This is a genomic window from Pilibacter termitis (assembly GCF_900167335.1).
In the GTDB taxonomy this organism is placed as follows: Bacteria; Bacillota; Bacilli; order Lactobacillales; family Streptococcaceae; genus Pilibacter; species Pilibacter termitis.
In genome coordinates, this window is the sequence record NZ_FUXI01000013.1 from 1 (window position 1) to 15927 (window position 15927).

At 37.0% G+C, this 15927-nt stretch carries 13 protein-coding genes; 7 read left to right on the forward strand and 6 right to left on the reverse strand.

All coding sequences use genetic code 11. From position 1 onward, the window contains the following. Positions 1 to 174: 174 nt before the first annotated feature. The 5 genes from treP to B5D30_RS06425 all read left to right on the forward strand — a co-directional run bounded on the left by treP (position 175) and on the right by B5D30_RS06425 (position 8128). Entirely contained in the window at positions 175 to 2184 is a 2010-nt protein-coding gene (treP, locus tag B5D30_RS06405) for a PTS system trehalose-specific EIIBC component (protein ID WP_078807229.1), read from the forward strand. A gap of 64 nt (positions 2185 to 2248) precedes the next feature. Beyond that, complete coding sequence (gene treC, locus B5D30_RS06410; RefSeq protein ID WP_078807230.1) at positions 2249 to 3874, forward strand: alpha,alpha-phosphotrehalase; 1626 nt, start codon at positions 2249 to 2251, stop codon at positions 3872 to 3874. A gap of 295 nt (positions 3875 to 4169) precedes the next feature. After that, positions 4170 to 5675 carry a ribosomal protection-like ABC-F family protein gene (gene abc-f, locus B5D30_RS06415; RefSeq protein WP_078807231.1) on the forward strand — a complete coding sequence of 502 codons (1506 nt, stop codon included), beginning with the start codon at positions 4170 to 4172 and terminating at the stop codon, positions 5673 to 5675. 383 nt (positions 5676 to 6058) lie between these two features. After that, a complete protein-coding gene (locus tag B5D30_RS06420) occupies positions 6059 to 7720 on the forward strand; it encodes an FAD-dependent oxidoreductase (RefSeq protein WP_078807232.1) in 1662 nt (553 codons plus the stop codon). Between the two features lie 177 nt (positions 7721 to 7897). Continuing rightward, positions 7898 to 8128: a hypothetical protein gene (locus B5D30_RS06425; protein ID WP_078807233.1), complete on the forward strand. Its 231-nt coding sequence runs from the start codon at positions 7898 to 7900 to the stop codon at positions 8126 to 8128. A gap of 43 nt (positions 8129 to 8171) precedes the next feature. On the opposite strand, the gene B5D30_RS06430 is transcribed toward B5D30_RS06425, so the two are convergent. The 6 genes from B5D30_RS06430 to B5D30_RS06455 all read right to left on the reverse strand — a co-directional run bounded on the left by B5D30_RS06430 (position 8172) and on the right by B5D30_RS06455 (position 14600). Then, positions 8172 to 8525, reverse strand: a complete 354-nt coding sequence (locus B5D30_RS06430) for a helix-turn-helix domain-containing protein (RefSeq protein ID WP_159443239.1) — start codon at positions 8523 to 8525, stop codon at positions 8172 to 8174. A 370-nt stretch (positions 8526 to 8895) separates the two neighbouring features. Then, positions 8896 to 9243 carry a 50S ribosomal protein L19 gene (gene rplS / locus B5D30_RS06435; RefSeq protein WP_078807235.1) on the reverse strand — a complete coding sequence of 116 codons (348 nt, stop codon included), beginning with the start codon at positions 9241 to 9243 and terminating at the stop codon, positions 8896 to 8898. Positions 9244 to 9463: 220 nt separating this feature from the next. After that, complete coding sequence (locus B5D30_RS06440; RefSeq protein ID WP_078807236.1) at positions 9464 to 11101, reverse strand: peptide ABC transporter substrate-binding protein; 1638 nt, start codon at positions 11099 to 11101, stop codon at positions 9464 to 9466. A 42-nt stretch (positions 11102 to 11143) separates the two neighbouring features. Continuing rightward, the gene (locus B5D30_RS06445) at positions 11144 to 11461 is read right to left on the reverse strand and encodes a cupin domain-containing protein (RefSeq protein ID WP_078807237.1); all 318 of its coding nucleotides are present in this window, start codon (positions 11459 to 11461) and stop codon (positions 11144 to 11146) included. 310 nt (positions 11462 to 11771) lie between these two features. Next, entirely contained in the window at positions 11772 to 12746 is a 975-nt protein-coding gene (locus B5D30_RS06450) for an aromatic acid exporter family protein (RefSeq protein WP_078807238.1), read from the reverse strand. A gap of 189 nt (positions 12747 to 12935) precedes the next feature. After that, positions 12936 to 14600, reverse strand: a complete 1665-nt coding sequence (locus B5D30_RS06455) for a phosphoenolpyruvate carboxykinase (ATP) (protein WP_078807239.1) — start codon at positions 14598 to 14600, stop codon at positions 12936 to 12938. A 201-nt stretch (positions 14601 to 14801) separates the two neighbouring features. On the opposite strand from B5D30_RS06455, the gene B5D30_RS06460 reads away from it, so the two are divergent. Continuing rightward, entirely contained in the window at positions 14802 to 15353 is a 552-nt protein-coding gene (locus B5D30_RS06460; protein WP_078807240.1) for a hypothetical protein, read from the forward strand. Positions 15354 to 15509: 156 nt separating this feature from the next. Next, entirely contained in the window at positions 15510 to 15860 is a 351-nt protein-coding gene (locus tag B5D30_RS06465) for a hypothetical protein (RefSeq protein WP_078807241.1), read from the forward strand. The last annotated feature ends 67 nt before the right edge of the window (positions 15861 to 15927 follow it).

Genomic DNA, 15927 nt, shown 5'->3' on the forward strand with positions numbered 1-15927 from the left:
GAACAGTTGCCAGACTTCAGCACCATGTAGCTAGACAAAGAAAAGTGTAGAGGGGCGTTCAGGAGTTTGCGACAGCGAACTATGTCGTTCATTCACTTGAAGCGTTAGCTTCAAGCGACATTGCGAGCAGTCGCCCAACTCCTGCCCCTCGTAGCTAGACAAAGGAGAACAATCATGTCAAAATTTGAAAAAGACGCAAGAGATTTACTTTCTGCAATTGGCGGAGCTGAAAATATTTCAGCAGTTACACATTGTGCTACTCGCCTACGTTTTGTTTTAAATGACCCGAAAAAAGCACAGGAGAGCAAAATTGAACAAATCCCGTCTGTAAAGGGGATGTTTACCAATGCAGGACAGTTTCAAGTGATTATCGGCAACGAAGTACCGACTTTTTACAATGATTTCACCAAAATCTCTGGAGTAGAGGGTGTTTCAAAAGAGGCTGCAAAATCAGCAGCGAAACAACATCAAAATATTATTCAACGCTTAGTCGGTGTTTTAGCGGAAATTTTTACGCCACTTTTACCTGCGATTATCGTTGGTGGTCTCATTTTAGGTTTTCGCAATATTTTAGAAAGCGTTGGAATGGAATTTCTAGGTCAAAAAGTTATTGAAGGTGTCAAACAACTATCGCCTGATGGCAAGCCAGTTTGGAATACAATTGTTGACATTTCGCCATTTTGGGCTGGTATCAACCGCTTTTTATGGTTGCCGGGCGAAGCGATTTTCCATTTTCTACCAGTTGGTGTGACGTGGAGTATTACACGCAAAATGGGAACAACGCAAATCTTAGGGATTGTTCTTGGGATCACACTTGTCTCTCCGCAGTTGATGAATGCCTATGCAGTAAACGGAGCGAGTGCAGAAGATATTGCCAAATATACGATTGATTTCGGTGTGGGCAGTTTGTTTTTACGAGGGTATCAAGCACAAGTCATTCCAGCCATGCTTGCAGGTTTCCTACTTGTCTATTTGGAAAGATTTTTCAGACGTGTCGTGCCAGAAGCAATTTCGATGATTTTCGTGCCACTTTTTGCTTTAATTCCTACGATTATTGCTGCTCACGTTGTGCTAGGACCAGTCGGTTGGGCAGTTGGTCAAGGGATTTCAAATGTGGTCAATGCAGGTTTGACCTCTACGTTTAGTTGGCTGTTTGGTGGAATATTTGGAGCATTGTATGCACCATTAGTTATTACAGGACTGCACCACACCACGCTTGCCATAGATAGTCAGTTAATTGCAGATTTTGGTTCAACTAATCTTTGGCCGATGATTGCCTTGTCAAATATTGCTCAAGGAGCAGCAGTTTTAGGAATTATTATTGCACATAAAGGCAATAAAAAAGAAGAGCAAATTTCTGTACCGTCGCTTATTTCCGCTTGGCTTGGGGTAACAGAGCCTGCAATGTTCGGGATTAATTTGAAATTTGCCTATCCATTCGTTGCTGCAATGATTGGTTCAGGAATTGCAGGGATGTTTGCTACTTTTGTAAAAATTCGTGCCAATGCTATCGGTGTCGGTGGACTTCCGGGGATTTTAGCAATCCGAGGACAAGATATGGGAATGTTTTTGGTGGCAATGATTATTGCAATTGTGGTACCATTTGTCTTAACATTGTTCTTTAAAAAAGCAGGTATTTTAACTAAAAGTGAACTCGCCCAAGAAACTACCACGGGAACATTTGAAAACATGGAAGAAAATGATACAAAAGAAATACAATCAGGGAGCAAAACAACTATTTTTTCACCAATGAAAGCAGAAATGCGACCACTTTCCGAATGTAGGGACGAAGTTTTTTCTACAGGGATGATGGGCGTAGGTGTAGTGATGAACAATGTGAGCGGAGAAATTTTTGCCCCGTTTGATGGTGTGGTAACAAGCCTTTTTCCAACGCTCCATGCAATTGGTTTAATGAGTGATGAAGGTGTAGAAATGCTTATTCATATTGGCATGGATACAGTAAAATTAAACGGTGAACATTTCATTAGTAATGTCAAGCAGGGAGATAAAGTACGTCGTGGAGAGAAGTTGCTAACGTTTGACGTAGAAAAAATCAAAGCAGCGGGATATAACACACAAACACCGATTGTGATTACAAATGCAAATGATTGGCAAGTAGATTTTACTACTTTACCAAAAGAAGTAAATGTAGGCGAAGAAATATTCTTTGCAACCAAATTATAATTTAGTGAGCCTAAGAGACGACTTGTGAAGTTTTCTCTTAGGTTCAAAGATTGGAGAGAGGAAATTGAGTTTTAAGGATAAGGTAATTTACCAAATATATCCAAAATCGTTTTATGATACCAACCAAGATGGGATTGGGGATTTGGCAGGAATTAGGGAAAAATTGCCTTATTTGGCAGATTTAGGCATTGATATGATTTGGTTAAATCCTATTTATCCTTCGCCACAGCATGACAATGGATATGATATTTCCAACTACAAGGCGATTGATAAAATGTTTGGCACGATGGAGGAATTTGAACTTCTCGTTACGGAGGCGAAACATTTCGGGATAGAGCTAATGCTTGATATGGTGCTAAATCACGTTTCGACAGATCATGAGTGGTTTACTCGTGCATTGGCAGGGGAGAGGCAATATCAGGAATATTTCTTTCTATCTGAACAACCGACAGATTGGCAATCGAAGTTTGGTGGCAATGCGTGGGAAAAATTTGGCAAGAGCGATTTGTACTATTTGCATTTATACGACAAAACACAGGCGGATTTGAATTGGCGAAATCCTCGTGTACGAGAAGAATTGTTTAGCGTAGTCAATTTTTGGCGTAAAAAAGGTATCAAGGGATTCCGTTTTGACGTGATAAACGTTATCGGAAAAGATGAAGTGCTAAAAAATAATTCGATTAACGAAGGGAAAGCTGAATATACAGACAAACCAATCACTCATGACTATTTGCGTGAGCTAAACGATCAGACTTTTGGTCAAGACAATTCGAGCATTACCGTTGGTGAAATGAGTTCTACAACAATTGAAAACGGCATTTTATACACTCAGCCAGAACGAAAAGAGTTATCTATGGTCTTTCAATTTCATCATTTAAAAGTGGACTATGAAAATGGTGAAAAATGGACGAAAAAAACGTTTGATTTTGAAGCATTAAAGCAAATTTTACACAGTTGGCAAACGAAAATGAGCGAACAAAATGGCTGGAATGCTCTGTTTTGGAACAATCATGACCAACCAAGAGCGTTGAATCGCTTTATTGACGTGGAAAATTACCGAGTGCAAGGAGCAAAAATGCTTGCTGCTGCGATTCATCTCAATCGTGGAACACCATATATTTATATGGGAGAAGAAATCGGTATGCTCGACCCTGAGTTTAGTGAAATGAGTGAGTACAAGGATATTGAGAGCTTTAACGCTTATGAAGCTCTTTTAGAAAAAGGCATGCCCCCTGCTGAAGCTAAAAGTATTATCCAAGCAAAATCACGCGACAATTCACGCGTTCCAATGCAATGGAATGGTGAGAAAAACGCAGGTTTTACAAAAGGAACACCGTGGCTAAATGTCGGTAGAAGTTATCAAACAATCAATGTTGAAACGGAGAAAAAGAGTGGTAGCATTTTATCTTTTTACAAGCAATTGATTGCTTTAAGAAAAGAGAAAAAGCTAATTTCAGAAGGGAGTTATCACCCTTACGCTACTAGTCATCCGAAAGTTTACGCTTTTTTACGTGAATTGAAAGATGAAAAACTCCTTGTCTTAAACAATTTCTTCGCTGAAAAAACAATGGTCAAAATACCTAGAGAATTTACAAACGGCGAAATTTTAATAGACAATTACGCAACGCAACAGTTAGAAGAAGAACTTGTCTTGGAGCCTTATCAAGTGTTGGGGATTTATGTGAAATAGATCTTAAGGTTTTGAGGAGAGAGGGGTGTTTCAGAACTCCAGAAGTTTCGTTTTTTGGAGTTCTTTTTTCCCTTGTATTTTTTAAAAGAACATCATATAATAAACTTAACTTAAACAGCAAGAGGTGAGAAAATGTATAACTAACTCAATTTACTATTTGGATAAAATAAAAAAATTGGTTAGTTTGCGTTTTTTTTTGGTGTACAAAAAATGATTTTGTCGTTGAGCTGAATGGAGAGTGTAGGATTCTATGCTTTTTTCGTGAACTTCCAATTTTAAAATTGGAGTTTTTTTTATGTCAAAAATTGAATTAAAAAATATGAGTTTTAGTTACGGTGGAGAGCGTGAAGTTTTTCAAAAAGTTGATTTGACGTTAGAAAGTGATTGGAAACTTGGGTTGATTGGACGAAATGGACGAGGAAAAACGACATTGTTGCGTTTGTTAACAGGTGAACTTTGTTGTTCTGGTGAAATTATTCACCAGATGAATGTTGTTTATTTCCCAGAGAAAATAGAAAATCAAAATGAGCTGACACTTTTTGCTTTGCAGGAAATTAGAGAGTTTGAGCAATGGAAATTGGAGCGAGAGCTACATTTGTTAAATGTTGATTTAGATGTTTTGTATTCACCATTTTCTACGCTATCTGGAGGAGAAAAAACGAAGGTGTTGCTTGCACTTTTGTTTCTGGATGAGCAAAATTTTCCATTAATAGATGAACCGACTAATCATTTGGATATGAAATCAAGAGAAATTATAGCAAGCTATTTGAAAAATAAACGACAGGGATTTATTGTAGCAAGCCATGATAGAGAGTTTGTCGATAAAATTGTTAATCATGTGCTGACGATTGAAAAGACACAACTTATGCTTTACAAAGGGAATTTTTCCACCTATGAGGAGCAAAAGAAACGCCGAGATGAGACGGAAATGGCTCAAAACGGGCAACTGAAAAAGGAAATCGTTCGCTTGAAGAAAACAACTAGAGAGAAAAAAGAGTGGAGTTTGAACAAAGAAGGTGAAAAAAGAGGTGCTGCCGATAAAGGCTTTATAGGTGCAAGAGCGGCACGGCTAATGAAAAAATCTAAGAATTTAGAGAGGAGAATGGAAAAGGAAATTGAGCAAAAGCAGTGTCTGTTAAAGGAAATCGAGGAGACAAGAGAATTGAAAATGAATTTCACCCCTAGTCATCATAAGAGTATTTTTACTGTTGAAAATTTGACACTTTCATTTTCAGAAAAGAAATTATTTCTTCCAATTTCTTTTGAACTGAAAAAAGGAGAAGTTTTGGCGATTCAAGGAATGAACGGCATAGGAAAAACTTCACTTATTCACGCTCTATTAGGTAATTTTCAAGGAGAAATGACAGGAGAAATTCATGCAGTTCAAAATATGAAAATTTCCTATGTTCATCAAGAGCATGAAGGGAATAAAGGCACGTTGTCAGAATTTGCGAAGAAGAAAAAGATTGACTACGAGTATTTCCTCAATAATTTACGAAAACTCGGCATGGAAATGGAAGTATTTAGTCAAAAAATCGAAAATATGAGCTTAGGTCAAAGAAAAAAAGTAGAACTTGCGAAATCTTTAACAGAACAAGCAGAACTCTATGTTTGGGATGAGCCGTTGAACTATTTGGATGTGTTCAACCATGTTCAAATCGAGAACGTTATCAAAAATTTCAAACCAACAATGATTGTAATTGAGCATGACAAACGGTTTATTGAGAATGTAGCAGAAAAGGTAGTAAAATTAGAACGAAAAAAATTATCGGAACAAGCAAATAAAATCCTTTTGTCATAAAAGTAACGATAAAAAATGGTAGAATAAAGAAAAGCGAAGAGGGGCGAATTGAAGTCTGTGGCAGTGAACCGTGCCGTTTACTTGCTCGAAACGAGTTTCGAGCGGCACTGCGAACAGCCACCAGACTTCAGCCCCACGTAGCTAGACAAGGAAAAGCGGAGAGGGGCGTTCTGAAGTTTGCAACAGTGAGCCGTGCCGTTTACTTGCTCGAAACGAGTTTCGAGCGGCACTGCGAACAGTTGCCAAACTTCAGCCCCTCGCAGCTAGACAAAGAAAAGCAAAGAGGGGCATTCTGAAGTCTGCAACAGTGAACATAGCCTCAAGTAACGTTGAGACCCTTTACCAGACCTCAACTCTTACAAATTGAAAAGGAGGATACAAATGTGAAAATCGTAATTATTGGTGGTGTGGCAGCAGGAACGAGTGTGGCGGCGAAGGCACGAAGAAATGATGAACAGGCAGAAATTGTAATTTTTGACAAAGATACGGACATTAGCTACGCAGTTTGTGGGATTCCTTATGTTTTTACAGGAGAAGTGGAAAATTTTGATGAGCTATCTCCACGTGATACCACGTTTTTTAAGGAAAAGTACAATGTTGATATTTTTACAAGACATGAGGTGCTGGATGTTTCTTATCAAGAGAAAAAAATCATCGTGAAAAATTTAAAAAATGACGAAATATTTGAGGAACATTTTGATAAGTTAGTATTTGCAACGGGGACGTATTTTAACACACCAGAGGTTTTCCAAAATGTGCAAGCGAAAAATGTTTTTAGTGTGAAAGATATCACTTCTGGTAAAAATATCATGAATTATCTTGAGCAAGAAGAGGCGAATTCAGTTGTAATTATCGGTGGTGGTTTTGTCGGTTTAGAAATGGCAGAACAGCTGAAAAAGCGTGGTATAGCTACTTCTATCGTGGTTCCTCACAATCAAGTAATGTCAACATTTGATGAGGATTTGGCATTGAGAATTGAGGACGAAATCACACGTCAAGGGATTTGGCTGATTAAAAATAGTGAAATTGTAGAAATTCAAGGCGACAAACGAGTGAAAACGCTTGTTTTAGAGGGCGACCAAGAGCTTTCAGCTGATTTCTTTATTGTGGCAACAGGAGTGAAACCTCTCGTTACACTGGCGGAAAAAATAGGTGTGAAATTGGGCGAAACAGGGGCAATTCAGGTTAATTCGAGCATGGAGACCAATCTGGAAAATGTTTATGCAACGGGAGATGTTGCTGAAAAATTTTCTAGGATAAATGGAAAACCGTTATGGCTACCACTTGCTACGCACGCAAATAAAGAGGGACGTATCGCAGGAGATGCCATGACAGGTGGAAGTTCACGAAATCAAGGCATTTTAGGTACGAGCATTTTACGTTTTTTTGATTTGACGATTGGGCAAACAGGTTTGAGTGAAAAAATGGCGAAAAAGCAAGGTTATGACGTAGAAATTTTATATAATCAAAAAAATGACCGTCCAAATTATATTAGTGATAAAAAAATCTTGATAAAAGCAGTAGCAGACAGGAAAACGCATCAGCTCTTGGGGGTACAAATTATTGGAAACGCTGGTGTTGACAAGCGTTTGGACGTTTTTGCAACGGCTCTTTCCTTTGGTGCGAAAGCAGAAGATTTATTTCAGCTGGACCTTGCCTATTCGCCAGTGTATTCGACGACAAAAGATCCTGTGAATTATACGGGAATGGCACTTACCAACGCTCTTTCAAGGGGAAAAATGATAACTCCAGCCAAACTTTTAAGCTGGCTAGAAGCGGGTGAAGAACTTCAGCTGATAGATGCTAGACCTCTTCAAGAGTATGCAGAAAATCACATTGAGGGAGCAAAAAATATTCCACTCAAAGAGTTGCGGACACATCTTCAAGGGCTGGATAAGGAAAAACGAGTGGTTGTTTACTGTAATACAGGCGTAACAGCTAATGCTGCTCAAAACATTTTGTTAAATGAGGGATTTAAAGAAGTTTACAATTTAAACGGTGGCAATGTGAATTATCAAATGATGAGGAATCATATGGATGGTTAAAAAATTTGGTTGAGGAAGAAGTGAGGCTTTATTTTCCACTTTTTCACAAAAAAAGGATATACTAGAGTAAAGAATAAGAATTTAAGTGGGCGATAGCTTGCTTTGCACTCCCACTTGACTGAAGTTAAATTTCAAAATTTTACGAAGTGAATTCGGAGAAAGAAGGAATGTTTAAAAATGGTAGTGCCAGAAAAAATCCAAACCTCAGTAGAACGTTTAAAAGAAGTGGCAACGGATAAAGCTCAAGAGCTAAAAAGCAATTTCACAGATCAAGTGGAAAAAATTCACGAACTTGTACAAAAAGATTACTCTATTTTCTTATCGGTTGAAAAAGATGGTGTAAAACGCATAGTGAAAACCAATCGTCCGACCAAGCGAATAATTAAATGGCAAAGTAAAGGTCATTAAAAAAAAAGAATGTAAGTCGCCTCCCGCTGACTTACATTCTTTTTTATGCTTCTTGAAGTAAATTTAAGAAATAATCTTTTTCGCTCACCTGTCCTTTTAGCAAACGAATAAAGATAGATATTTTGAGTTTTTCATTGGCATTTAATTCTTCGCCATGATAACTAAGTGGTGTAGTTAATACCTTTTCAATATCATTTTTGCGAACGCTACTTGAAACTAATAAATTATAATCTACTTGCAAAACTTCAGCGACACGTTTGATAAATGAAATTGGTGGGTCGTATTCCCCACGTTCAAATTTTTGATAGGTTGTCCTCGAAACAAAGACTTTTTCTGCCATTTTGCGTTGAGAAATTCCAGATTCTACTCGTAATTTTCTAACCAATTGTTCGTCCATCGTCAATCCTCCCTTTGAAAATATAGTACCAAAAAAGAAAGGTGGATATGTTTCTTTTTTTATGCTAATTCTCATTTTTTATGAAACATAAACGAGCATAATCTGGAAAAAATAGATGAGTGCAATTCCGAAAACCACTTGTAATTAGAAAAAAACAAAGATTGAGAGAAAGAGAGAACTTCATGAATTTCTTAAAAAAGTTTTTGTATTTGTTTAAAAATGCCAAAGGAAGACAGATGTGGATTGTCAAAATGTATGTTTAATGAAGGGGAGTATATAAAGTCAGTGAGGAAATTTAGGATATTATAATGAACCTCTCCTTTACAACACCCAAAAAAGCCTAACCCAAAAGGTTAAGCTTTCAACTGTCTTAACGACGAATTTCTTTGATACGAGCTGCTTTTCCTTGCAATGCACGCAAGTAGTAAAGTTTCGCACGACGTACTTTACCGTAGCGGACTACTTCGATTTTTGCTACACGTGGAGTGTGAAGTGGGAATGTACGTTCTACACCAACACCGTTTGAGATTTTACGAACAGTGTACGTTTCGCTAATTCCAGCACCACGGCGTTTGATTACAACACCTTCAAAAATCTGGATACGTTCGCGACTTCCTTCGACAACTTTCGCATGAACACGTACAGTGTCTCCCGGGCGAAAAGCAGGAATGTCTGAGCGAAGTTGCTCTTTTGTTAATTCTTCAATCAATGGATTCATCTTAATCCGTCTCCTTTTTCCAGTCTATCAATAGAAATTTGAACTCTCCAGCGGATAAACGTAATACGTGAAAAACTCACGAAGAAAATTATACCATGAAATACTCTATTTGTAAAGGAAATTTTTTTCTAGTCCGAATGTCTATTGTTTATTTGCTCGTTAAAAAAAGTCATAGAAGGATAAAATTCCGTTTATCCTTCCATGAACTAATTCTCAATTTTTAATTTTTCCATTTCAAATCTTTCAATGTCAATGGAGAGGCGAATGTGTGGAAATTCACACCCTCGAGATCTGGATTTTGTAAAACGGTTTGTTGATTTTGGCTTAACACTGCCATACCAGCCGTTTCTTCAAGTGCAACTTTTTCCGCCTCTTTCAATACCTCCCATCGTTTTTCAGGGTCAAGAGCATAGTCTTTTGATGCTTTATCAATCAACTCATCAAATTTCTTATTAGAATAGTTGCGGTCATTGCCTGAGTAGAGCATTTTCAAAGTAGAAATTGGGTCTTTATAGTCAGGTGTCCAGTAAATTAGAAAAGCATCATAATTACTTTCACGACTAAGATTCAGAGCAGTTTCTGTTGGTAATGCACGCACATCAACCGTTAAACCAGAGAAGTTTTCTTGCCATTGATTTTGAATACTTTCGCCAAATTTTTTGTAAACTTCAGCATCAGTTGACATCAATTCAATCGTTACTTTCTCGCCAAGCTCTTTTTGAGCAAGTTTCCAGTATTTTTGAGCCTCTTCTTTATTATAAGCCATAACGTCACCCGCATCTTTACGGAAGTCAACCCCTGTTTTTTCATTACTGAAAAATTCACTTGTTACCATTCCATTGAGTGCTTGCGAGCCGTCTGCGATTACGTTTTTCACCAAATTGTCTTTGTCAATCCCAAGTGCCAATGCTTTGCGAAGATTTTCATTTGCAAGTGGCGTAGGTTTTCCGTTTCTTTTTTGGTTAAATCGAATATAATTCATCGTAGCTGTTGGATAAGATTTGAAGTTTTCATGTTTCAAATTCATTTGAGCAGTGCTACCGCTAAGATAAGCGAGGTCAAGTTTTTTATTGTCAAACAAATTCAAAGCAGTATTGCCTTCTTTAACTGTTTCATAGTGAATATTTTCCACGTTGACATTGTCTTTATCCCAGTATTGTTTATTTTTCTTCAAATCCCAGCTCGTTGCCGAATGTTCCCAGTTTTCCACGATAAATGGACCATTATAGGCGACAGAATCAGCTGTTGTACCATATTTTTTGCCATATTTCTTCACAGCGTCTTCGTTTTGTGGGAAAAATGTTGAAAACGTCAAAAGTGAAGTGAAGAAAGGTTTAGGCTCTTTTAGTGTTACTTGCAACGTCAAATCATCTAGTGATTTGACACCTAAACTATCGACTTCTTTCTCGCCATTTGCCACTTCCACCCCATTTTGAATCGTTTCTTGGATAAGGAAACTGTAAATATAACTGTTTTTCGGGTCAGCCACTCGTTTCCATGCGTACTCAAAGTCATGTGCCGTCACTGCTTTTTCATCGCTCCACTTCATTCCCTCACGAAGTGTAATTGTATAAGTCAAACCGTCCGTAGAAATTTCGGGCAATTCTTTTGCAGCAGCAGGAATGACATTGTCTTTGTCATCAAGCGTGTAAAGTCCTTCAAACGCAGCAGTATGCGTAATCGCATCTGGAAAGTCAAGCAATGCCGCTGAATCTAGTGTTGTCAACTCACTTTGCGACATGAGATGAACCGTTTTTTCTTGTGTTTCCTCTTTTTTGCTCTCGTTTCCATTTGAGCAAGCACTTAGTAAAATAGGTGCCAACAAGCTCAGTGTGATGAGTGTTTTTCTTTTTTTCATTTTGTTTTTTTCCTCTCATTAAAAAAATTAAATCAGCAGAAGTTATCTTTCCACTAAAAACCAGACAACAACAGCCTCTTCATTGCTATCGTTGTAATTGATATGCCCTTCGCCAGCCTCAATCAATTGGGCATCACCTGCCTTGCCAACAATATCTTCACCGTTTTCTAATATTGTATGTGCAACGCCAGAGACGACATATGAAAATTCATCTTGCTCGTGACGAGCAAAATCTTTTTCAGGTCGTCGTTCGCCCGGTAATAGTGTAATAATTCCCATTTGTACACGAGAATTATCTTGGTTTTGTGCATCAAAAAAAGTTTCAAATAATTTTGATGAGTCTTTAGAAATGACTTTCATTGTTTCCCTCCAATCAGCCTTACACCCAGAAAAATTTTTTTCTCCATTTAGTATAAAAATTCTGAATATATATGCGTATTTTTGCTGAAATACTAAAAAATAAGAATATTTTCTCATTTACTCAGTCCGCTAAATCAGACTTAAAAATGATTTTCCTTCATTTTTTACTATTTTTATCACTATACCAATGTTCAAGAGTGTTGTCAAAAGTTTTTCAAAAAACTTAGGGATAATAGCAAGGTTGCCTCTAAAAATTCACGCTTACCCAAAATAGCTAATTTTGTTTTAACCGGAATTTTTAGAGATTCCCTTAATTTTCCATTTCTCTTACAAATTCCCTTTTCACTTGTATCATCACTTCAATCAGTTGCAATACTTGAAATAAACCAGCACGATTTTCAAATTCTTCCCGTGTTTTCGGTAGGGGCATTTCTCGGTAGCTGGCATATGCATTTTGAATTTGCTCTAAAAGGATTTTTCCGTCATTATTGGTTGCATAAGTCAGACTAAGGTTTTCAAAAATACGGGCGATTTCGTCAAAATGTTCGGTATCGACTTCCAGTTTAATCATGTGCTGAAGAATTTCTGACAAAATATTTACTTGCATTTGACGCATGGTGAAATATTTGTAGAAAAATTCATTTCGTGAAAACACATGATTTTCCATATATTTTTGCGAAATCGTAACGTTTTTTTCAGTAAAAAGAAGTAATTTGTGACATCTTTTATAAAGTTGCTCCGCCTCCATTTTTCGATTGACATGACTTGCAAGGAGACCTGCAATTTCCTTAAATTCCAACTCTAATTCCAACTGATTTTCAGCAAGCTCTTTTTCGTCGTTTGGCATATAAAGATTAGCGATTAATGCAAAACCAACACCAATGCACATCAAAAGTAATTCGTTTAAAATAAGTGGCAAGCTCGTTTGCTTTTCAATCAGAAAATGCGTCACTAAAACAGAATTGACCACAATGCCGTCGCTCATTCCAAGATACGTGGTAATTGGAATAAATAACAACAAATAGATACCAAACGTAATAGGAGTAAATCCTAGCGTGTGAAAAAGTAGAGCAGCGAGGAGTATTGCGATTAGTAAACTCAAAAGGCGATTCACGCCTGTAATAATCGTACTTTTTTTGGTATTGCTCACGCTTAACACCGCAATAATTCCAGCACTTACTGCATATTCAAGATGAAATACGTTGGCAACAAGGACGGCAAGTGTTGCTGAAATAGCAGTTTTGATTGTACGAAGTCCAATTTTTATTTTCGGTCTATTTTTCATGATGATTACCTTCTATTTTTAACTAAAGTTACTAGTTTCCTAATTTTAAGCGAAACAATAACAATAATAATGATACAATCATATCAAAAAAATTGTTTTATAGACAGAAAAAGATTTAAGGAAATACTAAAAAGGGCAAGAAGTACAATCTATGTTTTAAGAATAGAAGTATTTTCTTGCCCTCAATAATTATGCTAGATTTTCTTTGAGTTCTTCAATCATTTGACGAACGACTTCTTCCGTGCCGTCAGGTAAAGCATGGTAGCCGCCAAGTTCTGTTTTCTTTTTGAGAATGAAATCGAGACGATTTTCCATTCTGAAAATTAATTTCTTCACGTAATCAGCATTTGAAAAATCAGGGGTGAACCCTTCAATTTCACGATATTTCATTCCTTCGATAGAACCGAAGTTTTTCCATTCAACTTCGTCATCGACCACTGCTTCAATCGAAGAAAGAGTGTGATGTGGTTTGACTTTTTCATCGTTGAAAAATCCTGTGTTTAAGATATAGCACTCGGTTTTTCTTTGCTCAAATAGATTTTTGAAATCCTCAAAATCTTCGCCAAGAGCATAAGCACGAAATGGATTGGCGAATGGCTCGATAACGAGAGCATCCATGTCTACTTTGCCCACGATATTTTCAGCAGTAGAGCGTTTGGTGGCAAGTGTCAAGCCAAATACTGCAGCGAGAGTGGCATCTTCAATTTTGACAATTGGTGGCAAGGAGTCGTCTTTCATAATCCAGTAGACAGCATCAATGCTCTCTTTTAAATGGTCGACACGGTTTGGTGTGACAAATTTAGATTTGACTGTTCGTCCGTTTCCGTTGCGAATATCTTCGGTTACAAGCACTTTTTTTCCCGTAGTATCAAGGGTTACGCCGACATTTTGACAAGTAAGGAAATATTTTACCGCCTCACTATCCATTGGGTAATCTTGCGTTTTATCAAAATAAGCAGGCTCAAGAGCAGTAGTAGAACCGTCTTCTTTGGAAATGACGAACGCATCATCATGTAATACAGTTACATCATATTTATCTGCGTTTTTTGCAAGAGTAATCGTAGATTTTCCACTTCCAGAGAGACCGTAGGCTGCCATTGTGTATTTTTTACCATTTGCCAAAGTGTACTGTTTCATACCGCCATGACACGCAACAAAGCCATTTCTATGAGCTGCCGCCCAAGCAAGAGTGAGCGTTCCTTTTTTAAATTCGCCAAAATAACGCAATCCAAGCACCACAGCAGTATTGTGAAGTGGATCAAAAAGAGCAATACCATGCGGAAAATCAGGGTGCGTCCAATCAGGATCACCAACGATAAAAATATCCCCTTGATTGTATGGAGTAGAATTGGCATACATTTCCTCATACTCCGAAGTAATCGCTTGGAAATTGAGCATATAGCTTAAAATATTATTTTCATATCCCTCTGGCAAGAGAAGATGACTTTTCATCATAAATGCTTCATCTAGCCCTACGACAACGTCACAGGTTAAAGTTTTCTTGAGATTAAGCTGATACATTGCCTCACGCACAAGTTTGGCAAAATAAGCCTCGTCAACTTCTGGTTGCCCAATAATTTTGCGAGCAGCAGCAGTACGACCCACGATTTCACCGTCATTGAAAACAAGTACACTCGCTTCACTTGGTAACCCTAAATCTTCTGCACGATAAATTGGTAGACTTGTTTTGATTACGCCTTTTGCTTTTTCTGCTAATCTGTACGCTTCCTCGGTGTTTTTCACACGAGAGACGGTATTGGCATAAAAGGCAGTTTCCACGGTTGAACGAATCGCCGAGAATAAAACGTTTCCATTCTTAATATCTTCGATTTTGTAATTTCCAATTGTAGACATAAAATCACTCCTTATCACTTTCCTTGTTTTTCTTACAATTCTATTTTACCAGACTTTATGTAAAATGGCATTGATAATCTGTGAGCTTGAGAATTTTTTTGAATACAACAAAGAATATAACCATTATACTGGTAGCGGACAAAGAAATTTGTTATATTTAGGGGAAGAATAATAAAGGACACCCCTAAAAGGAATGAAATGATGGAAAATTTGTTATATGTACTTGATGTAGTGAAAGAATGGTTTGTTTATGCACAAAAAAATTATAGAAAACAAGCGTTGCTGTTTTTGGTTATGATTGGCGTATTAATCGCTGCTAGTTATTCGATTTTCCCCTCGGCACGTGAGAAAATTCGAGCAAAAGAAATGGAAGTATTGGTGAACAATGACTTTCTTTATCCGAATAAAGTAAAGACGATTCATTACCATGAACTAGACAAACTACTAAAAGAAAAACCCGCTGTTACAGTAATTTTTGCGATACCAAACGGAAAAGAATACACGAATTTGTTGAAATTGATGAACAAGGAAAAAGAAGTGAGTGCCATGAATCGCATGATTTATTTTTATCCTATTATTTATGATTTAGATGAATTGTCTCAAAAGTATCAGTTGAATGTCAAAAAAGGTATGATTGATATAATTTTTTTTAGTGGTGGAACGGAAAAAAATAGAATTCAACTTTCAAGCGAAACGGTGATGAACAATCAAGTAATTCAACGAATTAACACTCTTGCAGTGACGGAAAAATAAAATGTTAGAGCGAAATACGAAAAAATAATTATAATTTTTGAAGTTATGTAGAAAAAAAGAGAAAATCACTTCATATCCTTTGAGAAATTAATGAAATGTTGCTATATTAGTTATAGGAAGTCACATCGTTAGTTTTTAGAGGAGTGGGTGATTATTATGACACAGCAAACATTTCAACATCTTCACATTACACCGCAAACGCATCAGTTAGTTCATTTTCGTGGTTGTGATTATTATATGGTGCCGTATGGTTCAAATTATAAAGTAGGTGATTTTATTTTAGTTTCTGAATTTGACAGTACAGGCGTTTGCCTGCACAGTTTTACTGAACAAATTTTAGAAATTGATATTAACAAATCAAAGACGAAAATGATGCTTATTATGAAACCGTGGAGTGCAGCAGAAGAAATTTTCTCAAAACTAAAGAAAATGCGTCTGCAAGAAGAATTTGACGAAAAAAACAAAGAGCGTGAGTTTTTACATCTTACACAGAGTTTTGCAATTTGACCGAGGAATTTTCTTCCTTGGTCTTTTTAGAACTTTACCATTTCTTAAACAAAAAAATTTGACTACT